Annotated in this window: 27 protein-coding genes; 17 read left to right on the top strand and 10 right to left on the bottom strand. The window is 62.6% G+C overall.

The window, feature by feature from the left end:
• Positions 1–22: 22 nt before the first annotated feature.
• Positions 23–496, bottom strand: coding sequence for an SOS-induced cell division inhibitor SulA (gene sulA, locus HNE05_RS07955; protein ID WP_173205317.1), 474 nt, complete (start codon positions 494–496; stop codon positions 23–25).
• A 33-nt stretch (positions 497–529) separates the two neighbouring features.
• On the bottom strand, positions 530–1141 hold the full coding sequence (gene lexA, locus HNE05_RS07960) for a transcriptional repressor LexA (RefSeq protein WP_160493274.1): 612 nt from the start codon (positions 1139–1141) through the stop codon (positions 530–532).
• A gap of 242 nt (positions 1142–1383) precedes the next feature.
• On the opposite strand from lexA, the gene HNE05_RS07965 reads away from it, so the two are divergent.
• The 4 genes from HNE05_RS07965 to HNE05_RS07980 are packed head-to-tail and all read left to right on the top strand — an operon-like array spanning position 1384 to position 4426.
• Complete coding sequence (locus HNE05_RS07965; protein ID WP_173205318.1) at positions 1384–2088, top strand: TetR/AcrR family transcriptional regulator; 705 nt, start codon at positions 1384–1386, stop codon at positions 2086–2088.
• A gap of 44 nt (positions 2089–2132) precedes the next feature.
• Entirely contained in the window at positions 2133–2657 is a 525-nt protein-coding gene (locus HNE05_RS07970) for a L,D-transpeptidase (protein WP_173205320.1), read from the top strand.
• Positions 2658–2693: 36 nt separating this feature from the next.
• Entirely contained in the window at positions 2694–3677 is a 984-nt protein-coding gene (gene nagZ, locus HNE05_RS07975; protein WP_420827003.1) for a beta-N-acetylhexosaminidase, read from the top strand.
• 11 nt (positions 3678–3688) lie between these two features.
• The gene (locus HNE05_RS07980; RefSeq protein ID WP_173205322.1) at positions 3689–4426 is read left to right on the top strand and encodes an S-methyl-5'-thioinosine phosphorylase; all 738 of its coding nucleotides are present in this window, start codon (positions 3689–3691) and stop codon (positions 4424–4426) included.
• 58 nt (positions 4427–4484) lie between these two features.
• Here HNE05_RS07980 and HNE05_RS07985 read toward each other — a convergent pair whose 3' ends face one another.
• Positions 4485–5009 carry a CsiV family protein gene (locus HNE05_RS07985; RefSeq protein WP_173205324.1) on the bottom strand — a complete coding sequence of 175 codons (525 nt, stop codon included), beginning with the start codon at positions 5007–5009 and terminating at the stop codon, positions 4485–4487.
• 161 nt (positions 5010–5170) lie between these two features.
• Positions 5171–8605, bottom strand: coding sequence for a transcription-repair coupling factor (gene mfd, locus HNE05_RS07990; RefSeq protein WP_173205326.1), 3435 nt, complete (start codon positions 8603–8605; stop codon positions 5171–5173).
• Between the two features lie 149 nt (positions 8606–8754).
• Here mfd and HNE05_RS07995 point away from each other — a divergent pair, with 149 nt between their 5' ends.
• Both HNE05_RS07995 and HNE05_RS08000 read left to right on the top strand, forming a co-directional pair.
• Positions 8755–10104: an amino acid permease gene (locus HNE05_RS07995; protein ID WP_173205328.1), complete on the top strand. Its 1350-nt coding sequence runs from the start codon at positions 8755–8757 to the stop codon at positions 10102–10104.
• Positions 10105–10292: 188 nt separating this feature from the next.
• Positions 10293–11759 carry a glyceraldehyde-3-phosphate dehydrogenase gene (locus HNE05_RS08000; RefSeq protein WP_173205330.1) on the top strand — a complete coding sequence of 489 codons (1467 nt, stop codon included), beginning with the start codon at positions 10293–10295 and terminating at the stop codon, positions 11757–11759.
• Positions 11760–11830: 71 nt separating this feature from the next.
• Here HNE05_RS08000 and HNE05_RS08005 read toward each other — a convergent pair whose 3' ends face one another.
• The 3 genes from HNE05_RS08005 to HNE05_RS08015 form a co-directional block, all read right to left on the bottom strand.
• Positions 11831–12571, bottom strand: coding sequence for a sterol desaturase family protein (locus HNE05_RS08005; RefSeq protein ID WP_173205332.1), 741 nt, complete (start codon positions 12569–12571; stop codon positions 11831–11833).
• Between the two features lie 14 nt (positions 12572–12585).
• Entirely contained in the window at positions 12586–12888 is a 303-nt protein-coding gene (locus HNE05_RS20665; protein WP_173205334.1) for a DUF962 domain-containing protein, read from the bottom strand.
• Between the two features lie 83 nt (positions 12889–12971).
• Entirely contained in the window at positions 12972–13538 is a 567-nt protein-coding gene (locus HNE05_RS08015) for a chalcone isomerase family protein (RefSeq protein ID WP_173205336.1), read from the bottom strand.
• A gap of 266 nt (positions 13539–13804) precedes the next feature.
• Between HNE05_RS08015 and HNE05_RS08020 the strand changes: the two genes are divergently transcribed.
• The 9 genes from HNE05_RS08020 to sthA all read left to right on the top strand — a co-directional run bounded on the left by HNE05_RS08020 (position 13805) and on the right by sthA (position 22395).
• Positions 13805–15142 (top strand): Na(+)-translocating NADH-quinone reductase subunit A, encoded by a 1338-nt coding sequence (locus tag HNE05_RS08020; RefSeq protein ID WP_173205338.1) that lies wholly within the window; start codon positions 13805–13807, stop codon positions 15140–15142.
• 3 nt (positions 15143–15145) lie between these two features.
• A complete protein-coding gene (locus tag HNE05_RS08025; protein WP_173205340.1) occupies positions 15146–16357 on the top strand; it encodes an NADH:ubiquinone reductase (Na(+)-transporting) subunit B in 1212 nt (403 codons plus the stop codon).
• Positions 16350–17135, top strand: coding sequence for a Na(+)-translocating NADH-quinone reductase subunit C (locus HNE05_RS08030; RefSeq protein ID WP_173205342.1), 786 nt, complete (start codon positions 16350–16352; stop codon positions 17133–17135). Before HNE05_RS08025 ends, HNE05_RS08030 begins: the two co-directional genes overlap by 8 nt.
• Complete coding sequence (locus tag HNE05_RS08035; protein WP_173211632.1) at positions 17132–17806, top strand: NADH:ubiquinone reductase (Na(+)-transporting) subunit D; 675 nt, start codon at positions 17132–17134, stop codon at positions 17804–17806. Before HNE05_RS08030 ends, HNE05_RS08035 begins: the two co-directional genes overlap by 4 nt.
• A complete protein-coding gene (gene nqrE / locus HNE05_RS08040; RefSeq protein WP_173205344.1) occupies positions 17806–18414 on the top strand; it encodes an NADH:ubiquinone reductase (Na(+)-transporting) subunit E in 609 nt (202 codons plus the stop codon). Before HNE05_RS08035 ends, nqrE begins: the two co-directional genes overlap by 1 nt.
• Before the next feature lie 10 nt (positions 18415–18424).
• Positions 18425–19648, top strand: a complete 1224-nt coding sequence (gene nqrF / locus HNE05_RS08045; RefSeq protein ID WP_173205346.1) for an NADH:ubiquinone reductase (Na(+)-transporting) subunit F — start codon at positions 18425–18427, stop codon at positions 19646–19648.
• On the top strand, positions 19641–20651 hold the full coding sequence (locus HNE05_RS08050; protein WP_240008833.1) for an FAD:protein FMN transferase: 1011 nt from the start codon (positions 19641–19643) through the stop codon (positions 20649–20651). Before nqrF ends, HNE05_RS08050 begins: the two co-directional genes overlap by 8 nt.
• Positions 20648–20881: a (Na+)-NQR maturation NqrM gene (gene nqrM, locus HNE05_RS08055; protein WP_173205348.1), complete on the top strand. Its 234-nt coding sequence runs from the start codon at positions 20648–20650 to the stop codon at positions 20879–20881. The genes HNE05_RS08050 and nqrM overlap by 4 nt, the downstream gene beginning before the upstream one ends.
• Before the next feature lie 119 nt (positions 20882–21000).
• On the top strand, positions 21001–22395 hold the full coding sequence (gene sthA / locus HNE05_RS08060) for a Si-specific NAD(P)(+) transhydrogenase (protein ID WP_173205351.1): 1395 nt from the start codon (positions 21001–21003) through the stop codon (positions 22393–22395).
• A gap of 312 nt (positions 22396–22707) precedes the next feature.
• On the opposite strand, the gene HNE05_RS08065 is transcribed toward sthA, so the two are convergent.
• The 3 genes from HNE05_RS08065 to HNE05_RS08075 are packed head-to-tail and all read right to left on the bottom strand — an operon-like array spanning position 22708 to position 24307.
• On the bottom strand, positions 22708–23427 hold the full coding sequence (locus tag HNE05_RS08065; protein WP_173205354.1) for a glycerophosphodiester phosphodiesterase: 720 nt from the start codon (positions 23425–23427) through the stop codon (positions 22708–22710).
• A gap of 2 nt (positions 23428–23429) precedes the next feature.
• Positions 23430–23735, bottom strand: coding sequence for a phosphodiesterase (locus tag HNE05_RS08070; RefSeq protein ID WP_173205357.1), 306 nt, complete (start codon positions 23733–23735; stop codon positions 23430–23432).
• Entirely contained in the window at positions 23732–24307 is a 576-nt protein-coding gene (locus HNE05_RS08075) for a PilZ domain-containing protein (protein ID WP_173205361.1), read from the bottom strand. Before HNE05_RS08075 ends, HNE05_RS08070 begins: the two co-directional genes overlap by 4 nt.
• A gap of 93 nt (positions 24308–24400) precedes the next feature.
• Here HNE05_RS08075 and HNE05_RS08080 point away from each other — a divergent pair, with 93 nt between their 5' ends.
• Complete coding sequence (locus HNE05_RS08080; protein ID WP_173205364.1) at positions 24401–25657, top strand: lipoprotein-releasing ABC transporter permease subunit; 1257 nt, start codon at positions 24401–24403, stop codon at positions 25655–25657.
• The gene (gene lolD / locus HNE05_RS08085; protein ID WP_173205367.1) at positions 25650–26333 is read left to right on the top strand and encodes a lipoprotein-releasing ABC transporter ATP-binding protein LolD; all 684 of its coding nucleotides are present in this window, start codon (positions 25650–25652) and stop codon (positions 26331–26333) included. Before HNE05_RS08080 ends, lolD begins: the two co-directional genes overlap by 8 nt.

Here is a 26333-nt window from a genome sequence, read left to right on the forward strand (position 1 = left end):
GGCAGTTGCTGCCTCTGGCCAGTCAGTCCAGGCGAATATTCAGACTCTGTGCGCTGCCCAGTCGGGCCGAGCAGCTCAGGCTCAGGCGTTGTGCTGGCTGCAGTTTGATCCAGCTGATCACGGTGTGGCTGCGGCCCAGGCGTAGCGCTTCACTGGCGAGATCGAAGCTGTTCTGTCCAGAGCGCGGCTGCAGCACCAGCAAGCGATCCAGATTGAGTCCGGCGCTGCGCAGCCAGGCATTGGTCAGGCCGGCGGGTGGGGCGATAAGGGTCAGCCAGCGGGCGTCCTGATTCTGGCTCAGTTCGCGCAGTACCGGGCCCAGCAGGTGGCGGCAGTGATTCATCGAGCCAGACAGCGACAGCTCGCTGAAGGGCTCCGATTCTTCTGCCCAGGAGGGCAGTTCAACGCTATCGGTGAGTTGAGGGGTCAGGCTCTGGCCCAGGAAAGCTTCGAACAGCGGAAGTTGCGAACGATTCAGCGACTGCGGGAACTGCATGAAGCTCTCCTTACGACTTAGTGGCGTAGCACGTTAACGACGGATCACGCCGACACTCAAACCTTCGATGATCAGATCCTGTTCTTCCAGATTCACTTCGATTGGGGCGAACTCGGGGTTTTCGGCAATCAGAAGCACCTTGTTGCCGCTGCGCTGAAAGCGCTTGACCGTGACCTCGTCGTCGATGCGGGCGACTACTATCTGGCCGTTGCGGGCTTCGCGGGTGGTGTGTACGGCGAGCAGGTCGCCGTCGAAAATGCCGATGTCCTTCATGCTCATTCCGCGTACCCGTAGCAGGTAGTCGGCACGTGGATGGAAGAAGCCTGGATTGATTTGGCAGGACTCTTCGACATGCTGCTGGGCCAGGATCGGCGCACCGGCGGCAACCCGGCCAATGATGGGCAGGCCTTCTTCTTCCTGGGCCTCCGGCTCGTAGCCAGGGATGCGGATGCCACGCGAAGCGCCCGGGGTCATCTCGATGGCGCCTTTGCGGGCCAGGGCCTTGAGGTGCTCCTCGGCGGCGTTGGGCGACTTGAAACCCAGCTCCTGGGCGATTTCGGCGCGGGTAGGCGGGTAACCGTTTGCTTCCAGGCAGCGCTTGATGAAGGCGAGGATTTCAGCTTGGCGAGGCGTGAGCTTGAGCATGATGGTCGTCTGTCTGTTTATACAGTTGCTGTGATTATATACAGTGATATTGGCCTGGCAACAGTTCTTTTCGGTCAGGGCCTTGTGGCTGTTTCTGCGGCTTGCCGGCATTGCGCAAGGTTTTGCCAATCTGCTCTATGGTTAAATGCGTGACTGGTCAGCCATGAATGGGCCTGCGAGGCTTGACAGGGCATCGGCCTGAAACGTATGTTTCAAACAAGTGTTTGTCAGGTGGATAATTCATGGCTCAGTCAGAAACTGTCGAGCGCATTCTCGATGCTGCAGAGCAGTTGTTTGCGGAAAAAGGCTTCGCCGAGACTTCTCTGCGCCTGATCACCAGCAAGGCTGGGGTCAATCTGGCAGCGGTCAACTACCACTTCGGCTCAAAGAAGGCGCTGATCCAGGCGGTGTTCTCGCGTTTCCTCGGCCCGTTCTGCGCCAGCCTGGAAAAGGAACTGGATCGCCGTCAGGGCAAGCCGGAGAACAAGGCCAGCCTCGAAGAGTTGCTGGAAATCCTTGTAGAGCAGGCGCTGGCAGTCAAACCGCGCAGCGGTAACGACTTGTCCATTTTCATGCGCCTGCTGGGCCTGGCATTCAGTCAGAGCCAGGGGCACCTGCGGCGTTACCTGGAAGACATGTACGGCAAGGTGTTCCGTCGCTACTTGGTGCTGTTGCACGATGCCGCGCCGCGCATACCGCCGCTGGAGTTGTTCTGGCGCGTGCATTTCATGCTGGGTGCCGCGGCGTTCAGCATGTCCGGGATCAAGGCGTTGCGGGCGATTGCCGAGAACGATTTTGGCGTGGATACCTCGATCGAGCAGGTCATGCGCCTGATGGTGCCGTTCCTCGCCGCAGGCATGCGCTCGGAGACCGGGGTCAACGATGAGGCGCTGGCCAGTGCTCAGCTCAAGCCGAGAGCCAAGGTAGCAGTCGCCGCGAAAGGCTGATTGCGGCTGTGCCCGAGCGGGCTGATCGGCTAAGCTAGCCGCCCATGTGCCCGCTCGATTTCCTGCATATTTCCATTGCTGATCAATGCCTGTACGGCTTCGCCGACGGGCGATTGGTGCTGCGCCTGGCCGTCTCCACGGCTCTGAATGGGGCGGGGGAGCGCAGTGGTTCTAACTGCACGCCACGCGGCCGTCATCAGGTGCGGGCGAAGATCGGCGAGGACTTGCCGCTCGGTGCGGTTTTGCGCGGGCGGCGCTGGACCGGTGAGGTCTGGTCCAGTGAGTTGCACCAGCAGTTTCCCGGTCGCGACTGGATCCTTACCCGCATTCTCTGGCTCAGTGGTTGCGAACCGGGCATCAACCGCCTGGGCGCCGTCGATACCTTTCGCCGCTACATCTACCTGCACGGCACGCCGGACACCGAGCCGCTGGGTGTGCCGCTGTCCCATGGCTGCGTGCGCCTGCGCAACGCCGACCTGCTGCAACTTTTCCCCCGTGTGCCGCTGCACTGCGCGGTACTGATCGATGAGGCGCCGTGTCCCGCATGGGCAGCCGCCGATCTCGTTTAAGGACTATTCGTGAAGACTCCCCTGTATGGCTCCCTGATGCTGGACGTGCATGGCACCTGGCTGACCGCCGAGGACCGGCAGATCCTGCGCCAGCCTCAAGTGGGTGGGCTGATCCTGTTCGCCCGCAATATCGAAGACCCGCGCCAGGTGCGCGAGCTGAGTGCGGCGATCCGCGCCGTACGCCCGGATCTGTTGCTGGCGGTAGACCAGGAAGGCGGTCGCGTGCAGCGCTTGCGCCAGGGCTTCGTGCGCCTGCCGGCGATGCGTGCGCTGGCTGATAATGCCAACGCCGAATACCTGGCCGAGCAATGCGGCTGGCTGATGGCCACGGAAGTGCTGGCGGTCGGTCTCGACTTGAGCTTCGCCCCGGTGCTGGATCTCGATTACCAGCGCAGCGCGGTGGTGGGTAGCCGCAGCTTCGAGGGTAATCCCGAGCTGGCGACTACGCTGGCCGGTGCCTTCATCCGTGGCATGGCGGCGGCAGGCATGGCCGCTACCGGCAAACACTTCCCCGGCCATGGCTGGGCCGAGGCTGACTCCCATGTGGCCATTCCGGTGGACGAGCGCAGTCTGGACGAGATTCGTGGCAACGACCTGATCCCCTTCCTGCGTCTCAGCCAGCAGCTGGCGGCGGTGATGCCGGCCCATGTCATCTATCCGCAGGTCGACAGCCAACCGGCCGGGTTCTCGCGGCGCTGGCTGCAGGACATCCTGCGTGGCGAGCTGGGCTTCCAGGGCGTGATCTTCAGCGACGACCTGTCCATGGCTGGCGCCCATGTGGTCGGCGACGCGGCCAGCCGCATCGAGGCGGCGCTGAGTGCCGGCTGCGACATGGGCCTGGTGTGCAACGACCGCGGCGCCGCCGAGCTGGCCCTCAGCGCCCTGCAGCGCATGCAAGTGCAGCCGCCCAAGGGCCTGGCGCGCATGCGCGGGCAGGGCTTTGCCAGTACCGAATACCGCCAGCAGCCGCGCTGGCTGGCTGCTGTGGCTGCACTGCGCGCCGCGCAACTGATCGATTAAAGGATAAGCGCATGACTGTCTACGCCATTATCGGCGGCACCGGCCTGACCCAACTGGAAGGCCTGACCCTGAGCGAAGAGCTGTCGCTCGATACGCCCTACGGCGCCCCTTCGGCTGCGATCCAGCGCGGCGAATATGCCGGGCGCGAGGTGTTGTTTCTCGCCCGCCATGGCCATCCGCACCGTATTCCGCCGCATCAGGTGAACTACCGCGCCAACCTCTGGGCACTGCAGCAGGCCGGTGCCGAGGCGATCATCGCGGTCAACGCGGTCGGTGGCATTCATGCCGCCATGGGCAGTGGTCACCTCTGTGTGGCGCACCAGATCATCGATTACACCTGGGGCCGCGAGCACACCTATTTCGCCGGCGACATTGAGCACGTCACCCATATCGATTTCAGCTACCCCTATGACGAACCGCTGCGCGGCAAGCTGATCGCCGCCCTGCAGGCGCTGGGCCATGCATACAGCAGTCACGGCGTGTACGGCGCCACCCAGGGCCCGCGCCTGGAAAGCGTGGCGGAAATCGCCCGCATGGAGCGCGACGGCTGCGATATCGTCGGCATGACCGGCATGCCCGAGGCAGCCCTGGCCCGTGAGCTGGAGCTGCCCTATGCCTGCCTGGCGTTGGTGGTCAACCCGGCGGCCGGCAAGTCCAGCGGCATCATCACCATGGCTGAGATCGAGCAGGCCCTGGCCGACGGCATCGGCAAGGTCAAGGCAGTGCTGGCGCGGGTGCTGAGCGAGTAGTTTTTCGCGGGTACAAAAAAAGCCCCGCACTGCGGGGCTTTTGCTTTCTCGGTCGGGATTACTGTGGCGTGACTTTCACCAGCATGCCCAGGCTGCCGTGATCCAGGTAGGTCAGCTCGCCGTTCTTCAGACGAGTGCGCTGTTTGATGCGCTCGCTACCGGTCAGCAGGGCGTCGGCGTCGAACTGGTTGACCCAGATGTCGGCGTCGATATCGACCAGGCGCTCCAGCAGGGTGAGGGCGATGGTGCCTTCCACCGGGTAGTGGCCGAACTGCTCGTTGCCGGTGCTCAGTGCCGACTTGCCTGGGATCGCGCCGAGGGTCTGGGCCCAGGCCTTGTGCAGCAGCACCTGATAGCCGCTGCCCGGGTTGAGCTTGGCCGCTACGTCTTCCAGGGCAATGCCGCGCTCGTTGCCGGCAATCGATTGGGCGCCTGTGGCCCAGTCGTCTGGTGCCGGCTGGCTGGCGACCACCGGCTGGCCGGCCTGGCGGAACACGATGACCTCGATCTGGTACAGCGCATCGGCGAAAGCCGACGGTGCCAGCAGGCAGAGCAGCAGGGTGAAGTGGCGGAATGCGCGCATGGGGTCAGTCCTTTAAGCAGATTGCGGTAGTAAGAACCTGTTTAGTATCTCTTGATCGTCGGCCATGCTGCGTTGAAATTGGCCTCAGACTGCTCATTTACACCTCGTAAACTCCGCGTCCTCGGCCAATTTCGCCTTGCCTGGCTCTAGCTCAAAAGATCCTAAACAGATTCCAAGCGCTCGAGCAGGGCCTCGAGGGTATTGAATCGTTCTTCCGGGCGCTCCATCGGCACCTGGAACTTGAACATGGTGGCGCCTTCGAACTTGTAGCGCTTGGGTTGGCTCTGGATCAGCTTGATCAGCGTCAGCGGATCGACGCAGGTGGTGGCGGCGAACTCGATGCGTCCGCCTTGCGGGCCGGCGTCGATCTTCTTGATCCCGAGCTTTTCCGCCTGCAGCTTGAGCAGGGTGATGCGTACCAGATTTTTGGTCGGCTCCGGCAGCAGGCCGAAGCGGTCGATCATCTCCACTTGCAGCTCTTTCAGGCCATCCTCGTCGGCGGCGTTGGCGATGCGCTTGTAGAGAATCAGCCGCGCGTGCACATCCGGCAGATAGTCCTCGGGGATCAGCGCCGGCACTCGCAGGTTGATCTCCGGGCCGCCACCCAGCGGCTGGTCGAGGTTGGGCTGCTCGCCCTTGCGGATGGCCTTTACCGCGCGCTCGAGCATTTCCATATAGAGGGTGAAACCGACCGCCTGGATCTGCCCGCTCTGGCCGTCGCCGAGCAGTTCGCCGGCGCCGCGGATTTCCAGGTCATGGGTGGCCAGGAGGAAACCGGCGCCGAGGTCCTGGGCACCGGAGATGGCTTCCAGGCGCTTCTGCGCATCATCAGTCATCTGCTTGCGTGGTGGCGTCAACAGGTAAGCGTAGGCCTGGTGGTGGCTACGGCCGACGCGGCCGCGCAGTTGGTGCAGCTGGGCCAGGCCGAACTTGTCGGCGCGCTCGATGATGATGGTGTTGGCGCTGGGCACGTCGATGCCGGTCTCGATAATGGTCGAGGCGATCAGCACGTTGAAACGCTTGTGGTAGAAGTCGCCCATCACCTGTTCCAGCTCGCGCTCGCGCATCTGCCCATGGCCGATGCCGATGCGCGCCTCGGGCACCAGTTCTGCGAGGTCGGCGGCGCATTTCTCGATGGTCTTCACATCGTTGTGCAGGTAGTACACCTGGCCACCGCGCAGCAGCTCGCGCAGCAGCGCTTCCTTGATGGTCGGGTTGTTCTGTTCCATGACGAAGGTGCGCACCGACAGGCGCCGCGCCGGCGGGGTGGCGATGATCGACAGGTCGCGCATGCCGGCCACCGCCATATTCAGGGTGCGCGGAATAGGCGTGGCGGTGAGGGTGAGGATATCCACCTCGCTGCGCAGGGCCTTGAGCTGTTCCTTCTGGCGCACGCCGAAACGATGCTCTTCGTCGATGATCACCAGGCCCAGGTTGCTGAACTTGACGTCTTCCTGCAGCAGCTTGTGGGTGCCGATAACGATATCCACCTTGCCTTCGGCCAGTTGCTGGACGGCCTCGCCGACTTCCTTGGCGCTCTTGAAGCGGCTCATCACCTCGACCTTGACCGGCCAGTCGGCGAAGCGGTCGCGGAAGCTGTTGTAGTGCTGCTGGGCGAGCAAGGTAGTGGGCACCAGCACCGCCACCTGCTTGCCGCCATGCACGGCGATAAAGGCCGCGCGCATCGCCACTTCGGTCTTGCCGAAGCCGACATCGCCGCAGACCAGGCGGTCCATGGATTTGGCGGCAAGCATGTCCTCGCGCACCGCCTCGATGGCGGTCTGCTGATCCGGGGTTTCCTCGAAGGGGAAGCCGGCGCTGAAGGTGGCGTAATCCACAGTAGGGTCGGCAAAGGCATAGCCTTCGCGGGCGGCGCGGCGGGCGTAGATGTCGAGCAGCTCGGCGGCGACATCGCGCACCTGTTCGGCGGCCTTGCGCTTGGCCTTCTGCCAGGTTTCCGAGCCTAAGCGGTGCAGCGGCGCCAGGGCGTCGTCGCTGCCGGTGTAGCGGGCGATCAGGTGCAGGCTGGCCACCGGCACATAGAGCTTGGCTTCTTCGGCGTACATCAGGGCGAGGAATTCGGCGGCCTGGCCTTCGATTTCCAGAGTGATCAGCCCCAGATAGCGGCCAACGCCATGGTCGATGTGCACCACCGGCGAGCCTTCGCGCAGCTCGGTGAGGTTCTTGATCACGTTGTCGCCGCCATCGCGCGACTTCTCGCGGCGGCGGCGCTGCATCACGCGCTGGCCGAACAGCGGGCTCTCGGCGATCAGGGCGATATTGTCGAGCAGCAGGCCTTCATCCAGCGGGGCGATGCAGATGCCCAGGCGCGACTTGCTCTCGGCGAACTCCGGCCAGCCAGCGACTTCCACGGGTTTCAGCTTGAGGCGGGCGAGCAGTTCCAGCAGCACTTCGCGGCGGCCCGCCGATTCGGCGCAGAACAGCACGCGGCCCGGGTATTCCTCGATAAAACGCCGTAGCGCCGCCAGCGGCTCGCTGGCCTTGGCCTGGATCGCCAGGTCGGGCAGGGCGCGCGCGTCGAAGCGCTCGCGGCCGACGCCGGTTTCGATATCGGCCTGGTCGGCGACCACCCGTGGCCAGTTCTTCAGGCGGCCGAAGCAGTCGTCCACCGGCAGGAACAGATCGGCCGGCGGCAGCAGCGGGCGCTCGGGGTCGACCTTGCGCTCTTCATAGCGGTTGCGTGCGTCGTTCCAGAACTGCTCGGCGGCCTTCTCGATGCCCGGCAGGGAAAACACCTGGGTGTCGGCCGGCAGGTAGTCGAACAGGGTGGCGTTGTCCTCGAAGAACAGCGGCAGGTAGTACTCGATGCCGGCTGGGGTGATGCCGGTGGAGAGGTCCTGATAGATCGGGCAACGGCGGAAATCCACGTCGAAACGCTCGCGGAAGCGGCCGCGGAAGTCGGTGACGGATTTCTTGTCCAGCGGGAACTCGCGCGCCGGCAGCAGTCGGATCGACTCGACCTTGTCCACCGAACGCTGGGTTTCCGGGTCGAAGGTGCGCAGGGTCTCGATCTCGTCGTCGAACAGGTCGATGCGAAATGGCGTGTCGCTGCCCATCGGGAACAGGTCGATCAGCGCGCCGCGCACGGCGAATTCGCCATGTTCATAGACGGTATCCACGCAGCGGTAGCCGGCGGCTTCCAGGCGTGCGCGCATTTCCTCGACATCCAGCTTCTGGCCGACATCCAGCACCAGGCCCGAGCCGAGCAGGAAGCGCGTCGGCGCCAGGCGGTGCAGGGCGGTACTTATCGGCACCACCAGCACGCCGTGCTTGAGCTGCGGCAGGCGGTAGAGCGCGGCGATGCGCTGGGAAATGATGTCCTGGTGCGGCGAAAACACGTCGTAAGGCAGGGTTTCCCAGTCGGGAAAGTGCAGTACCGGTAGTTCCGGGGCGAAAAACGCCAGCTCTTCCTGCAGGCGCTCGGCGCTCTGGCTGTCGGCAGTCAGCAGCAGGGTGAAGCGCTTGGCGGCGCTGGCGGCTTCGGCAATCGCCAGCGACAGCGCAGCACCGGGCAGGTTGCCCCAGTGTTGCTTGCCAGTGGCGGCGGGTAGTTTCGGTAGGCGCAGGACGGACACGGGTGGCACTACGGCTGGGGGACAGGGTCGCGATTGTAACCAAGTGCAGGGTGGTGGGCGAGCCAGTAGAGCGGCTGTGCGCTTGTGCCGTTGCATTGCCCTGCGTGGGTCGGCTTACACTGCAGGTAACCGACTCAAGGAGTGCGTCCATGGCTGTCCAGCAATCCACTGCTTCTTCCGCCAAGGGCCTCGGCCTGATGGCCTGCACCGCCTTGGTGGTGGGCAACATGATCGGCTCGGGGATTTTCCTGCTGCCGGCCTCGCTGGCGGCTTACGGTCCCATCTCCCTTGCTGGCTGGCTGCTGACCTCTTGTGGCGCGCTGGTGCTGGCGATCCTGTTCGGGCGGTTGTCGCAGCTGGTGCACAAGACGGGGGGACCCTACGCCTATACCGAGGCCGGTTATGGCGAATTCGCCGGCTTCCTGATTGCCTGGGGCTACTGGATCACCCTCTGGACCGGCAATGCCGCGGTGGCGGTGGCGCTGGCCGGCTATGTCGGCTACCTGTTTCCGCTGATTGGTGATTCGTCGACCTACAGTCTGTTGACGGCATTGGCGGCCATCTGGTTGCTGACACTGATCAATGTGCGCGGGGTGAAAGAGGCGGGGGCCGTGCAGGTGCTGACCACGGTCCTCAAGCTGGTGCCGCTGCTGCTGATCGGCGTGCTGGGCTGGTGGTGGGTGGAGCCGGATCACTTCGCCGTGCTCAATCGCTCGGGTCAATCCGACCTGGCGGCGATTTCCGCTGCCGCGGCGGTGACCCTGTGGGCCTTCCTCGGCCTGGAGTCAGCCACGGTACCGGCTGGCGAGGTCGTTGAGCCGGCCAAAACCATCCCGCGCGCCACCCTGTTCGGCGTGCTGCTGGCGGCCAGTGTATACATGGCCGTGTCGGCGGTGGCCATGGGGGTGCTGCCGGCCGAGCAGCTGGCGGCTTCCAGCGCACCGCTGGCGGATGTGGCGCGCTCGATGTGGGGCGAGCTCGGTGGCGTGCTGGTGGCTGTCGGGGCGGTGATCGCCACCTTCGGCACCCTCAACGGCTTTACCCTGCTGACCGGTCAGGTGCCCTATGGCGCGGCATTGGATCGGGTTTTTCCGCCTAGCCTGGGGCGGTTGTCGCGCTTCGGTACGCCGGCCAATGCGCTGGTGTTTTCCAATGTGCTGGCCTCGATTCTGGTAGTGATGAACTTCGCCCACGGCCTGGTCGGTGCGTTCAATGCCATTATCATGCTGGCCGTCATGGCCAGCCTGGTGCCGTATGCCTTCTGTGCACTGGCCGAATTGATGATTCGTCTCAAGGGCAAGGAGGGCCTGCAGGGGGCCGCCTTGTTCAAGGTCAGCCTGCTCGGTGGGCTGGGTTTTCTCTACAGCGGCTGGGCCATCTACGGAGCGGGTGCCGACACGGTCTATCTGGGCACTCTGTTGCTGATTGCCGGCATCCCGGTGCATGTCTGGATCAAGTGGCGCAACGATCGCGCCGACCGTCGTGGGGCCTCTGCTTGAAGCCAGGTCTGGCGCCTGCCGATGCGGCCGTGACGGTTCAGCTGCCGGCTGTTTGAGCTTTTACCCGCCTGGCTCGGCGCAGTGGCCAGTCAATGACTCCGGGATGATCTGCCCCGGTGCGGCGACAGGTGCGCATTGCTCAGGCGCGCGTGCGCCGTCATAATGTAGCCCCTTTTTTCAGCCCCTACATGTGGAAGGTATTGCCCGTGACCCAGAAGCCCGACCAGTGTCTCGGTGAGTGGATCGATCGTGAAGCCCTCGCAGAAGCGATGATCCCGATGATCGGCCAGCTCTACCGCAACAACAGCGTGGTGACCTCGATCTACGGCCGTGGTCTGATCAATCGTTCGGTGATCGACATTCTCAAAGCCCACCGCTTTGCCCGTCACCGCCTGGCGGACGACAGCGAACTGTCGGTGCACGATACCTTCCCGATCCTCAAGGCCATGGGCGAGCTCAAACTGGGCGCCGCTTCCGTGGACCTGGGCAAAATGGCCAGCAAGTTCAAGAGCGAAGGCAAAGGCCGCAGCGTCGAGCAGTTCGTCAAGGACGAGCTGGCTGATGTAGTGGGCAAGCAGAATGGCGGCGGCCGCGAAGGCACCGACGTGGTGCTGTATGGCTTCGGTCGTATCGGCCGCCTGCTGGCGCGCATCCTGATCGAGAAAACCGGTGGTGGCGACGGCCTGCGTCTGCGCGCCATCGTCGTCCGCAAGGGCGCCAGCAATGACCTGGTCAAGCGCGCCAGCCTGCTGCGTCGCGACTCGGTACACGGCAAGTTCGACGGCACCATCACCATCGACGAAGCCAACAACACCCTGACGGCCAACGGCAACCTGATCCAGGTGATCTACGCCAAGTCGCCGACCGAAGTCGACTACACCCAGTACGGCATCAAGAACGCTCTACTGGTCGACAACACCGGTGTGTGGCGTGACGCCGAGGGCCTGGGCCAGCACCTGGCCTGCCCGGGTGTTGATCGCGTGGTGCTGACCGCACCGGGCAAAGGCGCGCTGAAGAACATCGTGCATGGCATCAACCATGGCGAAATCACCGCCGACGACAAGATCATCTCGGCTGCTTCCTGCACCACCAACGCCATCGTGCCGGTGCTGAAAGCGGTGAATGACCAGTACGGCATCGTCAACGGTCACGTTGAAACCGTGCACTCGTACACCAACGACCAGAACTTGATCGACAACTTCCACAAGGGCGATCGCCGTGGTCGTAGCGCGCCGCTGAACATGGTGATCACCGAGACCGGTGCCGCCACTGCAGCCGCCAAGGCCCTGCCGGTACTGAAAGGCAAGCTGACCGGCAACGCCATTCGCGTACCGACGCCGAACGTGTCGATGGCCATTCTCAACCTCAACCTTGAGAAAGCCACCACCCGCGAAGAGATCAACGAGTACCTGCGCCAGATGGCCATGCACTCGGACCTGCAGAAGCAGATCGACTTCGTGCAGTCGCAGGAAGTGGTCTCCACCGACTTCGTCGGTTCGCGCCACGCTGGCGTGGTCGATGCCGAAGCCACCATCTGCAACGACAACCGTGTCGTGCTGTACGTGTGGTACGACAACGAGTTTGGTTACAGCTGCCAGGTGGTTCGCGTGATGGAAGATATGGCCGGGGTCAACCCGCCAGCCTTCCCGCGCTAAGCGGCGAGAGCGTCAAACAAAACGGGAGCCTAGGCTCCCGTTTTGCATTTCAGTAACCGCTGATTTGGCGTTCACCCTTTGCTGGTCTTGAACAACAGATCCAGCAAGCGATTGGTGAAGCCATAGTTCACGTTGCCGAGTGTGTGGTGGAAACGGTGATAGGTCGGATGGTTGATCAGTTTTTTGAGCCAGTGATGATCACCAAGACTAGGCATCAGATCGTAATTGCAGTGGATACAGGTGGTGTAGACCATGCCCACGGCATGTAGCACCAGTGCGGTGCCAAGCCCCAGAGGAATCAGCAACATGAACAGCGGCAGCGTACCGGCAATGATCATTGCCTCGATGGGGTGCACGCTGTAGCTAGAGTAGGGGGTCACTCTGACCGATAGGTGATGCACGCGATGAAAGCGGGACAGTGCGCGCGTATGCAGCAGTCTGTGGGTCGCATAGGAATATATGTTGTTGAACACCACGAAGCTGCTGATCTGGAAGGCTGCCTGCAGCCAGCTTTCAGGCCAGATACCATCGCATAACCTACGGTAACTGAGGGATGCCAAGCCTAGAATCAGGCAGGCGATCAGGCCATTACGGATTTCTCTCTGCAATTGGCCTGGCTTGGCGGGTCGTTGATCCAATGGCCGGCCAATGCCCAGCGCGGGCATGAGTTTTTCTGTCAGCAAAATACCGATGCCACCGCCAAGCAGGTAGATAAGGCAATGCACGGCAATGGCAACGAGCAATGCAGCTAGCAGGTTGGCCTGCAGCCATGTGCTGATAAGCGTGTCAAAAGACTCCAGCATCCATTGCATTATGTCTTCTCGGGTTAGAAAGGCAGCTTGCCTGACAGCATATGGGCAAACATTCGCAGATTGGCGCGGGCAGTAAGGATAGGGTGCTTGAACTCGATCTCATCAGTAGGCTCCACCCATCGGTGCCCGAGCCATATTGCCAGTAGCCCTACTGCAGGGGCCAGGCCAAGGATTACGAAGTGCCGGGTAATCAATGCCCACACCACTATGCCGGCGGCGATACTCCAGCCTAGTAAATGGATTCGCCGGTTCCAGAGTTTCTGGTGGGACTCCATATAGAGTGAGTAGAACTCATCAAATGAGCGGAAGGGCGGCATGCTTTTCCTGCTGTGGCTGTGCTATCGCGGAGTCTGCTCTCAGGATAGAGCTACTCGCTAGAAAAGTGATGTACACCAGTACTTCACTTTTCGCTCAGTAGTTCTTCCCTGAGTTTGTCCGACAGGCCCTCGGGGGCCAGCCAGATGCCCAGGTAGGCGCGGGCCAGCTCGCTATTGCTGCTGCGGAAAACCTCGCTGCCGTTGCGCTCCAGGGTCAGTCCCTGCTGGGCCGAGTAGTTCAGGGCGTAACGGTCGCCGGGGCGGATATCGCGGAACGTGGCGTGCAGGGCATCCACTTCAGGTTTCAGTTTTTCCAGCTGGGCGGCGCTGTGCTGGCGCTCCAGGGTTACCCAGGCGGCCTTGAGCACATCTTCCTTGGCGATCTCTCGGTAGTAATACAGCTCTAGTCGCTGCGCCACGGGTTGGCTGACGGCCTGGCTCGGGTTGATGCTGGCTTCGGTGTAGAAGGCGGCGGAATAGACATCGGCCCATAAATAGGTGAGCAGTGCCTGGTTCTTGCGCTCCAGTGGCGTGCCGGCCAGCACATAGGTGCCGCTGAAACCAGCCTGGTCAAGAATGAGGTTGTCGCTCTTGGCCAGCAGATTGCCGTTGCCGATGAGCAATAGGGTCAGTATAAGCAGGTAGCGCACGGTGCAAGCTCCTCGGAGTTTCAGTGGTTTTCGCTGCCGCTGACCAGGGCGTCAAGTATCCCGCTGTTGCTTGGTGTTACGACTTACGGGTCGAAACAGGAACCAGCAGGTGGGCAGTACGAGGTTATCTCCTTATAATTCCAAGGCTTTTCACTTCGGGGCGACTTTTTGGCCGTTATTGGCTTTGGCTGTGCTAACTGCAGCTGAAGTGTCCCGGTTGTGTTCCAACTCTGCAAAAGCACTGGTTTCAGTGTTTGGACCACTCAATGATCAAAATAAAATGTGGGCTGGATTTGCCCATCAGTGGCGCCCCCGAGCAGCGCATCGATGATGCCCGTGCCGTGCGCAGCGTTGCCTTGATGGGTTGTGATTATCACGGGATGAAGCCGACCATGGCCGTGCAGGTCGGCGACCGGGTCAAGCTTGGCCAGGTGCTGTTCTCCGACAAGAAGAATCCGGGTGTGCATTTCACTGCGCCGGGTGCCGGCGTGGTCAGTGCCATCCATCGCGGCGAGCAGCGCGTGCTGCAATCGGTGGTGGTCGACCTGGAGGGTGATGACGCCATCGCGTTTGCCCGCTACGAGGCGGCCCAGTTGGCCAGCCTGGAGCCCCAGGCGGTGCGTGACAATCTGCAGCAGTCCGGTCTGTGGACTGCGCTGCGTGCACGCCCGTTCAGCAAGGTGCCGGCCGTGGATGCCGTGCCCAGCTCGATCTTCGTCACGGCCATCGATACCCAGCCTTTGGCGGCGGATCCTGCAGTGATCATCGCCGAACAGGCTGCCGACTTCGAAAACGGTCTGAAAGTTCTGGCCCGTCTGGCCAAGGTATTCCTGTGCAAGGCCGAAGGCGTGCAGTTGCCGGGCGAAAGTCTGCCGGGCGTGCACTGCGAGGCCTTCAGTGGCCCGCATCCGGCCGGTCTGCCGGGTACCCACATTCATTTCCTCGATCCGGCCAGCGCGACCAAGAGCGTGTGGCAGATCGGCTGTCAGGACGTGATTGCCATCGGCCAGCTGTTCACCACCGGCCAGCTCAGCGTGGCACGTGTGGTGTCGCTGGCTGGGCCAATGGTCGACAAGCCGCGTCTGCTGCGCACCCGTCTCGGCGCCAGCCTGGACGAGCTGACCGCTGGCGAGCTGCAACCGGGCCACAACCGGGTAATTTCCGGTTCGGTGCTGGGCGGTCGTACCGCGCGCGGCGCATTCGCTTTCCTGGGGCGTTACCACAGCCTGGTTTCCTGTTTGCACGAAGGCCGCGAGCGCGAGTTCCTGCATTACCTGCGTGCCGGGGTAAACAAGCACTCGCTGCTGAATATCTTCGTGTCCAAGCTGCTCGGCGGTAAAGCGCTGCCCATGGACACCAGCACCAACGGCAGCCCGCGCGCCATGGTGCCGGTGGGCAACTACGAGGCGGTGATGCCGCTGGATATCCTGCCCACCCAGTTGCTGCGCTACCTGATCGTCGGTGACACCGAGATGGCGCAGAAACTTGGCTGCCTGGAGCTGGACGAGGAAGACCTGGCGTTGTGCACCTATGTCTGCGCCGGCAAGTACGAATACGGTCCGATCCTGCGGGACAACCTGACCCGCATCGAGAAGGAGGGCTGATCTATGTCTTTGCGTAAATTCCTCGACAAGATCGAGCACAACTTCGAGCAGGGCGGCAAGTACGAGAAGTGGTATGCGCTTTACGAAGCCATCGATACCTTCTTCTATCGTCCGGGCAGCGTGACCAAGACCACCGCCCACGTGCGTGACGGCATCGACCTCAAGCGCATGATGATCACCGTTTGGGCCTGTACCTTCCCGGCGATGTTCTTCGGCATGTGGAACATCGGTTTCCAGGCCAACAGCATCATGGCCGGCAACCCCGAGCTGCTGGCGGCCCAGGATGGCTGGCGTTTCGGCCTGATCGGCCTGTTGGCCGGCTTTGATCCGAACAGCCTGTGGGACTGCTTCATCCAGGGCGCGGCGTATTTCCTGCCGGTGTACCTGGTCACCTTTATCGTCGGTGGTTTCTGGGAGGTGCTGTTCGCTTCCATCCGCCGTCACGAGGTCAACGAAGGTTTCTTCGTCACCTCTGTGCTGTTTGCCCTGACCCTGCCGCCGGATATTCCGCTGTGGCAGGTGGCCCTGGGCATCAGCTTCGGCGTGGTGATCGGCAAGGAAGTGTTTGGCGGTACCGGCAAGAACTTCCTCAACCCGGCCCTGGTCGGGCGTGCCTTCCTGTTCTTCGCCTATCCGGCGCAGATGTCCGGTGATGCGGTATGGACCGCGGTAGACGGCTATGCCGGCGCCACCGCACTGTCCGTTGCTGCTGCTGGCGGCATCGAGCAGGTAACCGCGAATGGCCTGAGCTGGTGGAATGCCTTCGTCGGCTTCGAGCCCGGCTCGATGGGCGAGACCAGCACGCTGGCGATCTTCATCGGTGGTGCGGTGCTGCTGATCAGCAAGATCGCTTCCTGGCGCATCGTCAGTGGCGTGATGCTGGGCATGATCGCCATGAGCTACCTGTTCAACGCCATCGGCTCGGACAGCAACTCAATGTTCTCGATGCCCTGGCACTGGCACCTGGTGGTGGGTGGCTTCGCCTTCGGCATGATCTTCATGGCCACCGACCCGGTGTCGGCCTCCATGACCAATACCGGCAAGTGGCTGTTCGGCGCGCTGATCGGGGTAATGGTGGTGCTGATCCGTGTGGTCAACCCGGCCTTCCCGGAAGGCATGATGCTGGCGATCCTGTTCGCCAACCTCTGTGCTCCGCTGATCGACCACTTCGTCGTACAGGCCAACATCAAGCGGAGGATTGCGCGCAATGGCTAAGCAAGAATCTACTGCGCGCACCCTTACCGTTGCGCTGCTGGTGTGCCTGGTGTGCTCGGTGTTTGTCGCCGGCGCAGCCGTGGCGCTGAAGCCGACCCAGGTGGAAAACCGCCAGCTGGACAAACAACGCAGCATCCTGGCGATTGCCGGTTTGGGTGCGGCCGACATGTCGGCCAAGCAGATCAAGGCGCTGTACGCCGAACGCATCAAGGCGCGGGTGGTTGACCTGCAGACTGGTGCCTTCAGCGACGCTCAGGATGCGGCCAGCTTCGACCCGCTCAAGGCGGCCAAGGATCCGGCATTGTCCGATGCGCTCCAAGGCGAGCAGGACATCGCTTCGATCAAGCGCCGCGAGCGTTTCTCCACCGTGTATATGGTGGAAACCGACGGTAAGCTCGACACCCTCATCCTGCCGGTGCGTGGTTATGGCCTGTGGTCGACCCTGTACGGCTTCATGGCGCTCAAGGGCGATCTGAACACCGTGGTCGGCTTCGGCTTCTACCAGCACGGCGAGACCCCGGGTCTCGGTGGCGAGGTGGACAATCCGAAGTGGAAGGCCCTCTGGCAAGGCAAGACTCTGTTCGATGAGCAGGGCGCACTGGCCGTGGAAATCATCAAGGGCAGCGTCGATCCGCAGTCCGCCAAGGCCACGCACCAGGTCGATGGCCTGGCGGGTGCGACCTTGACCAGTCAGGGCGTCAACAACCTGCTGCATTTCTGGCTGGGTGAGAGCGGCTTCGGTCCGTTCCTGACCAAACTGCACAAAGGGGAGGCATAAGCATGTCGCAACCCACGATCAAGAGCGTGTTGCTCGACCCGATCTTTCACAACAACCCCATCGGCCTGCAGATTCTCGGGATCTGCTCGGCGCTGGCGGTCACCTCCAACCTCAAGACCGCACTGGTGATGTCGATTGCGCTGACCCTGGTGACCGGGTTCTCCAACCTGTTCATCTCGATGATTCGCAGCCAGATCCCCAGCTCGATCCGCATGATCGTGCAGATGGTGATCATCGCCTCGCTGGTGATCGTGGTCGATCAGGTGCTCAAGGCCTATGCCTTCAGCCTGGCCAAGCAGCTGTCGGTGTTCGTCGGCCTGATCATCACCAACTGCATCGTCATGGGACGTGCCGAGGCGTTTGCCATGCAGAACCCGCCGCTGCTGTCGTTCTTCGACGGTATCGGCAACGGCCTGGGCTACAGCGCCATGCTGATTGTGCTGGGCATCGTTCGCGAACTGTTCGGTGCCGGCAAACTGCTCGGCTACAGCATTCTGCCGACGGTCAGTGACGGTGGCTGGTACCAGCCCAATGGCATGCTGCTGCTGCCGCCTTCGGCATTCTTCCTGATCGGCCTGATCATCTGGGCGCTGCGCAGCTGGAAGCCGGAACAGAAAGAAGCCCCGTCCTTCCGCATGGCGCCGCAGGTTTCGGATAAGGAGGCCTACTGATGGAGCATTACCTCAGCCTGTTCGTTAAGGCGGTGTTCATCGAGAACATGGCCCTGGCCTTCTTCCTCGGCATGTGCACCTTCATCGCCATCTCCAAGAAGGTGGAAACCGCCATCGGCCTGGGTGTTGCAGTCATTGTGGTGCAGGCCATCACCGTGCCGGCCAACAACCTGCTGTACACCTACCTGCTCAAGGAAGGCGCCCTGGCCTGGGCCGGCCTGCCGGACGTCGACCTGAGCTTCCTCGGCCTGCTCAGCTACATCGGGGTGATCGCTGCCATCGTGCAGATCCTCGAGATGCTCCTGGATAAGTACGTGCCCTCGCTGTACAACGCGCTCGGTGTGTTCCTGCCGTTGATCACGGTGAACTGCGCCATCATGGCCGGTTCGCTGTTCATGGTGGAGCGCGACTACAACCTGGCCGAGAGCGTGACCTACGGCATCGGCTCCGGCTTCTCCTGGGCCCTGGCCATTGCGCTGCTGGCTGGCATCCGCGAGAAGCTCAAGTACAGCGATGTACCGGATGGCCTGCAGGGCCTGGGCATCACCTTCATCACCATCGGTCTGATGTCGTTGGGCTTTATGTCCTTCGGCGGCATTCAGCTCTAAGGAGAACCAGATGGGTTTTGAAATCTCTCTGGCCATCGGCATGTTCACCGCCATCGTCCTGGCACTGGTGGTGATCATCCTGGCTGCGCGCGCCAAGCTGGTCTCCAGCGGCGACGTCAACATCGTCATCAATGGCGAGAAAACCATCACCGTTCCGGCCGGCGGCAAGCTGTTGCAGACCCTGGCGGCGAACAATGTGTTCCTGTCCTCGGCCTGTGGTGGCGGCGGTACCTGTGCCCAGTGCAAGTGCGTGGTCGAGTCGGGCGGTGGCGAAATGCTGCCGACCGAGGAGTCGCACTTCACCAAGCGCGAGGCCAAGGCTGGCTGGCGCCTGTCGTGCCAGACTCCGGTCAAGCAGGACATGCACATCGAAGTCTCGGAAGAAGTGTTCGGCGTGAAGAAGTGGGAATGTACGGTGGAGTCCAACCCCAACGTCGCCACCTTCATCAAGGAACTGACCCTGCGTCTGCCGGACGGCGAGAGCGTCGACTTCCGCGCCGGTGGCTACGTGCAGCTGGAGTGTCCGCCGCACGAGGTGCACTACAAGGACTTCGACATCCAGCCCGAGTACCGTGGCGACTGGGACAAGTTCAACCAGTGGAAGTACGTGTCCAAGGTCGACGAGACGGTGATCCGTGCCTACTCCATGGCCAACTACCCGGACGAGAAGGGCCTGGTCAAGTTCAACATCCGTATCGCCTCGCCGCCACCGGGCAAGGATCATCTGCCACCAGGCCAGATGTCGTCTTGGGTGTTCAACCTCAAGCCGGGCGACAAGGTCACCGTGTACGGCCCGTTCGGCGAATTCTTCGCCAAGGAAACCGATGCCGAGATGATCTTCATCGGTGGCGGTGCTGGTATGGCGCCAATGCGTTCGCACATCTTCGACCAGCTCAAGCGCCTCGGTTCCAAGCGCAAGATCAGCTTCTGGTACGGTGCGCGCTCGCTGCGCGAAGCCTTCTATGTCGAGGAATACGACAAGCTGCAGGCGGAAAACCCGAACTTCCAGTGGCATCTGGCGCTGTCCGATCCCCAGCCGGAAGACAACTGGACTGGCCTCAAGGGCTTCATCCACAACGTGCTGTTCGAACAGTACCTGAAGGAGCATCCGGCGCCGGAAGACTGCGAGTTCTACATGTGCGGCCCGCCCATGATGAACGCCGCGGTGATCAAGATGCTGCTGGATCTGGGCGTCGAGCGCGAGAACATTCTGCTGGACGATTTTGGTGGTTAAACCTTCGTTGTTCGCCCTGCTGGCCAGCTTTCTGCTGGCCGGTTGTGGCGAGAAGATCGAGGAGTTCGGCGGCCCGACCATGGGCAGTCACTACTCGCTGAAATACCTGGCGGGTGAGGGGAGTCCCGAACCCGCTGCTCTCAAGGCCGAGGTAGAGGCTTTGCTGGCGCAAGTCGACCAGCAGATGTCCACCTGGCGCAGTGATTCCGAGCTTTCCGAATTCAATCGCCTACCGGCCGGCAGCTGCCGCGTCATGCCCGATGCGGTGCTGGCGTTGGTGCGTAGCGGCGAGCAGTTGTCCCGTGACAGCGATGGCGCTTTCGATCTGACTGTGTCGCCCTTGCTCGAACTCTGGGGTTTCGGCCCGCAGTCGCGCGGCGAGCGGGTGCCCACGGCCGACGAGATTGCTGCGGTGCAGGCCAGTGTGGGTCACCGGCACCTGCGTATCGAGGGGCAGCAGCTGTGCAAGTCTGCTGCCGTACACCTGGACTTCAACAGTATTGCGGCTGGCTACACAGTCGATCTGGTCGCGGCACGCCTGGCCGAGCGGGCTGTGTCCAGCTATCTGCTGGATGTCACCGGCGAGATCCGCGCGGCCGGGCACAAACCCGATGGCTCGCCCTGGCGCATTGCCATCGAGGCGCCGCGCGATGATCAGCAGGTTGCGCAGAAGGTGCTGAGCCTGGATGGCCTCGGCGTTTCCACCTCCGGCGATTACCGCAATTATTTCGAGCGTGATGGCCAGCGCTACTCGCATACCCTCGATCCGCAGACGGGCGCGCCGATCACCCATCGCCTGGCGGCGGTGAGCGTGGTTGATCCATCGACCTTGCGCGCCGATGGGCTGTCTACTCTATTGATGGTACTGGGGCCGGAGCGCGGCTTTGCCTATGCCGAGCAGGCAGGCATCGCGGCGTTCTTCGTCACTCGTACCGACAAGGGCTTCGCCACACGGGCGACGCCTGCCTTCGAGCGCCGTTTTGGCGAAGGAGTGAAACCATGACCTGGTTACTGGTGTTTGTCGTCATGCTGCTGGTGGTGCTGGGCATGGCCGTAGGCGTGATCATGGGGCGCAAGCCGATTGCCGGCTCCTGTGGCGGCATCGCGGCCCTGGGTATCGAGAAAGAGTGCTCGATCTGTGGCGGCAGCCGCGAGAAGTGTGAAGAAGTGAATCGCGACAAGTCGGACGATGTAGTGGATACAAAGCTCGCCTACGACGCGACCAAGCGCTAATGTGCAGCGCAAATCGGCATGGCTAAGCTGTGTCGTTGATCAAGAGTGCCGTGGCCATGGGGTGCCACGCTACCTTCAGGGCGCCGCTGGCGCCCTGAGCAGTTCTGAAAGGAGTAAGCATGGCGGTCTACAACTACGATGTGGTGGTGTTGGGTTCCGGCCCGGCGGGTGAAGGCGCGGCAATGAACGCAGCCAAGGCCGGGCGCAAGGTGGCGGTGGTCGACAACCGCCCGCTGGTCGGCGGCAACTGCACCCACCTCGGCACCATCCCGTCCAAGGCCCTGCGCCACTCGGTGCGGCAGATCATGCAGTACAACACCAACCCGCTGTTCCGCCAGATCGGCGAGCCGCGCTGGTTCTCCTTCCCCGACGTGCTGAAAAGCGCCGAGCGGGTGATCTCCAAACAGGTCGCCTCGCGTACCGGTTATTACGCGCGCAACCGTACCGACGTGTTTTTCGGTACGGCCAGTTTCGCCGACGAGCAGACGGTTGAAGTGGTCTGCCCGAGTGGCGTGGTGGAGAAACTGGTCGCCAAGCAGATCGTCATCGCCACCGGCTCGCGCCCCTATCGCCCGGCGGACGTGGACTTCCATCACCCGCGTATCTACGACAGCGACACCATCCTCAGCCTCACCCACACGCCGCGCCGCATCATCATCTACGGCGCCGGGGTGATTGGCTCCGAGTACGCCTCGATCTTCAGTGGCCTGGGTGTGCTGGTCGACCTGATCGACAACCGCGATCAGTTGCTTAGCTTCCTCGATGACGAGATTTCCGACGCCCTCAGCTACCACCTGCGCACCAACAACGTACTGATTCGTCACAATGAGGAGTACGAGCGGGTCGAGGGGCTGGAGCATGGGGTGATCCTGCACCTCAAGTCCGGCAAGAAGATCAAGGCCGACGCCTTCCTCTGGTGCAACGGCCGTACCGGTAACACCGACAAGCTGGGCCTGGAGAACATCGGCATCAAGGTCAACGGCCGTGGCCAGATCGAGGTGGATCAGTTCTACCGTACCGAAATCAGCAATATCTTCGCCGCTGGCGACGTGATCGGCTGGCCGAGCCTGGCCAGCGCCGCCTATGACCAGGGCCGTTCGGCTGCTGGCAGCGCGGTGGAGAATGACAGCTGGCGCTTCGTCGACGACGTGCCGACCGGCATCTACACCATTCCCGAGATCAGCTCGATCGGCAAGAACGAGAAGGAGCTGACCCAGGCCAAGATTCCCTACGAAGTGGGCAAGGCCTTCTTCAAGGGCATGGCGCGGGCGCAGATTTCCCACGAGCCGGTGGGTATGCTGAAGATCCTGTTCCACCGCGAAACCCTGGAAATCCTCGGCGTGCACTGCTTCGGCTATCAGGCCTCGGAGATCGTCCACATCGGTCAGGCGATCATGAACCAGAAGGGTGAGGCGAACAGCATCAAGTACTTCGTCAACACCACCTTCAACTACCCGACCATGGCCGAAGCCTATCGGGTGGCGGCGTTCGACGGTCTCAACCGGCTTTTTTGAGCGACTCCGACCGGTGGCCTGAGCCGGTCGGGGTAGATCCCTTCAGCGATTCCCGCGGGTGGCGCTGGCCGAACCGGGAGAGCTTCTGACCAGGCGTGACGCATAAACAAAAACCGGCCCAAGGGCCGGTTTTTTGTTGCGCTGTTTTCTCCCCTCTCCCGCTTGCGGGAGAGGGGCCGGGGGAGAGGGGCCTCTAACTCGCCCTCTCCCTAACCCTCTCCCATAAATGGGAGAGGGACATATACCGAGCGCAGTCCGTAGCCCGGATGCAATCCGGGATGGTAGGCGGCTCCGCCCCGGATTGCATCCGGGCTAGCGTTTCAGCGTATTGACCGCCAGCCCAGGGAAGTCGGTGATGATGCTGTCCACGCCGAAGTCGGCCAGGCGGCGCATCAGCGCGGCATCGTTGACCGTCCATACGGTCACGTGCAACCCGGCTTTCTGTGCCTTGGCCAGGCGCTCCGGGGTGCACAGCGTCCAGTTCAGCGCGAGCATCGAGCAGCCATGGTGGGCCGCGACCTTGAGCGGGTCGAGCCAGTTGTATTCGGCTACCAGCCCGCGCGACAGTTCCGGGGCCAGGCGCTTGAGTGCCCGCAGCACTTCGCGCGAGCTGCTGGTCACGGTGATGCGTTCGCTGATGGCGAAGCGCTCGGCCAGGGCCTGGATCGCCAGTACCGTGCGTGCTGCACGTACCCGCGAGGCGCTTTTGACTTCCAGTTGCCAGTGCTCGAAGTCGCACTGCTCGAACAGCTGCTCCAGGGTCGGGATCGGGCAGGGGGTCTTCCAGCCCGGACCACCCTGGCGCGCGTCGTAGCCGAGCAGTTCGGCGGCGTCGTGCTCGACCACCTTGCCGCGGCGGCCGGTGGTGCGCTTCAGGGTCGGGTCGTGAATCACCATCAGCTGGCCATCGCGCGACAGGTGCAAGTCCAGTTCGCAGCGTTTCACCCCGTGCCCGAGGCAACGCTGGAAGCTGGCGAGGGTGTTTTCCGGTGCTTCGCCCTTGGCGCCGCGGTGGCCGTAGATAAGGGTCACTGTTATTCCTTGGGAAGGGGATGGCGGGGCTGGTGATGAGTCACGCTGTTGACCACGTGATCGTATTCGAAATACACGCTGAACTCGCGGTAGTCCCAGCGTGTGATCGGCGGTTGGCCGACTGGCGCGTGCTCCTCGTCAGCCAGGCCGAAACGCTCCAGTACCGCGCGCTGCGACTGGCCACGCTGGGGCAGTTCGATAGCGCTCGGGCCTTGCTGGCCAAGCGGGATTTCAATGGTTTCGGCGGCGGCTGGCAAAGCCAGACTGAAGGTAAACAGACCAATGAGGCGGAGCAGGTGTGGCCTCATCGGGGCAGCTCGCGGGCCAGGCGGCGCTGTTGCGCCTGTTTCTGCAGAATGTGCCGGGCCAGCAGCTGGCGCTGGGCATCGGTCAGGGCCTCGAACTCGGTGCCGATTTCGAACTGACCATCGTCGCGGGTCCGGCAATGCATGACCTGGGCTCGCAGCAGCAGGCCGAGGGCTTGCGGCATCAGCACCATCTTGATCGCCAGGTGGCTGCCCGCTGCGACGGCCTGCGGGTGCAGAAAACTCAGCCCACCTTCCGACAGCGAAACCTGCCGGGGCGCGCCGATATCGCGCAGCAGACTCTGTGCCAGGGCCTGGCCGAGCAGGTCGATGCGCTTGTTCATCACTTTCAGGTAGTTGGCCAGGGTGCGATCGCGTTCGCTGATATGCCGCAGCAGGTGCTGCGATTCGAAGTCCATCAGGTGCAGATCGCTGAGCAGATTGAACAGCGGTGACGGGTCATGCAGGGTATCGGTGGCCTGCGCTGCAGGCCCGGACAGCAGGCTGAAATCCAGTGCGATCGTGTCATCGATACGGTAGTATTCGCGGCGATCATCAGCGTCTTGATACGACATGGCGAACCCATGGCAGCAGTGGTGGTCTGAGTGTAAAGCTGCTCGCCAAGCCCCGCCACAAGGACGTTCCTTCTTTCGCCAGCGAACCCATACATGTTCAGACCCTTGCCGTTCTTTATCGGCTTGCGTTACACGCGGGCCAAACGTCGTAATCTTTTTGTTTCCTTCATCTCCCTCACTTCAATCATTGGTCTCGCCCTGGGCGTACTGGTGATGATCGTCGTGCTGTCGGTGATGAATGGCTTCGACCGCGAGATGCGTGACCGCGTGCTGGGCATGGTGCCGCATGCCACGCTCGAGAGCGGCCAGCCCCTGCCGGACTGGCAGCGGATCGCCACCCAGGTGGCCGAGAACCCGCAGGTGCTGGCGACGGCGCCCTTCACCCAGATGCAAGGCCTGCTGACCAATAAGGGGCAGGTGCAGAAGGTACTGATCAACGCCATTGACCCGCGCGAAGAGCACAAGGTCTCGATCATCGGCAACTTCTTCCTCAAAGACCAAGGCTCGCTGGCAGCCCTGAAACCCGGTGAGTTCGGCATCACCATTGGTGATCTGGCGGCGAAGAAGCTCGGTCTGGCGCTTGGCGACAAGGTCACTTTCGTTGCCCCCGAGGTCGCGGTCACTCCGGCCGGCATGTTCCCACGCATGAAACGCTTCACCGTGGTCGGCATCTTCCATGTCGGCGCCGGTGAGATCGATGGCCATGTGGCCATGGCGCATGTCCAGGATGCCGGTCGCCTGCTGCGCTTGAAGCCGGGCGAGGTGCAGGGCATCCGTCTCAAGCTGCGCGACCTGTTCGAGGCGCCGCGGGTGGCCTGGGAGTTGTCCCAGTCCCTGCGCGAGGAGAACTTCTATGCGCGCGACTGGACCGCAACCCACGGCAATCTGTATCAGGCGATTCGCATGGAGAAGGCCATGATCGGCCTGCTGCTGTTGCTGATCGTTGCGGTCGCTGCCTTCAACATCGTCTCCACCCTGGTCATGGTGGTCACCGACAAACAGTCGGATATCGCCATTCTGCGCACCCTTGGCGCCACGCCGCGGCAGATCATGCTGACCTTCATGGTGCAGGGCACCGTGATCGGCGTGGTCGGCACCCTGGTCGGTGGTGTACTGGGTGTGCTCGCCGCGCTCAATGTCAGTGCGGCGATCAAGTGGCTGGAGGGCGTGCTGGGCATGCAGTTCCTCAATGCCGAGGTGTATTTCATCGACTATCTGCCCTCGCAGGTGCAGGTCGAGGACGTGGTGCTGGTGTGCGCCGCGGCGTTGCTTCTGAGTTTCTTTGCCACCCTTTACCCGGCTCGGCGTGCGGCGCGCACCCAGCCCGCGGAGGCTTTGCGTTATGAGTGATAAGGCAGTCCTGAGTTGCCGCAACCTGGGCAAGAGTTATGAGGAAGGGCCGCAGACGGTCGACGTGCTGACCAACGTTGCGCTGGAGCTGTTGCCGGGGGAGCGCGTGGCCATCGTCGGCAGTTCCGGTTCTGGCAAAAGCACCCTGCTGAACATGCTTGGCGGTCTGGATACCCCGAGCCAGGGCAGCGTCTGGCTGGCAGGCGAGGAGCTGTCCGCGCTGAACGAGAAGGCGCGCGGCCTGCTGCGCAACCGGGCGCTGGGCTTCGTCTATCAGTTCCACCATCTGCTGCCGGAGTTCACTGCGCTGGAGAACGTGTGCATGCCGCTGCTGATTGGCAAGACGCCGATCGCCGAGGCCCGTCAGCGCGCCACGGCGCTGCTGGAGCGGGTCGGCCTGGGCCATCGCCTGAGCCACAAGCCGGCCGAGCTGTCCGGTGGCGAGCGTCAGCGCGTGGCGATCGCCCGTGCCCTGGTCAATCGTCCGGCGCTGGTTTTGCTCGACGAGCCTACTGGCAACCTCGACCAGCACACCGCCCACGGCATCCAGGAGCTGATGCGCGAACTCAGCGCCTCGTCGCAGACCGCCTTCCTGGTGGTGACCCACGACCTGCAGCTGGCCCAGCAGATGGACCGGGTGCTGCGTCTGGAAGACGGTAAGCTGGTGGCCGCCTGA

This window comes from Pseudomonas campi (genome assembly GCF_013200955.2).
Taxonomy (GTDB): domain Bacteria; phylum Pseudomonadota; class Gammaproteobacteria; order Pseudomonadales; family Pseudomonadaceae; genus Aquipseudomonas; species Aquipseudomonas campi.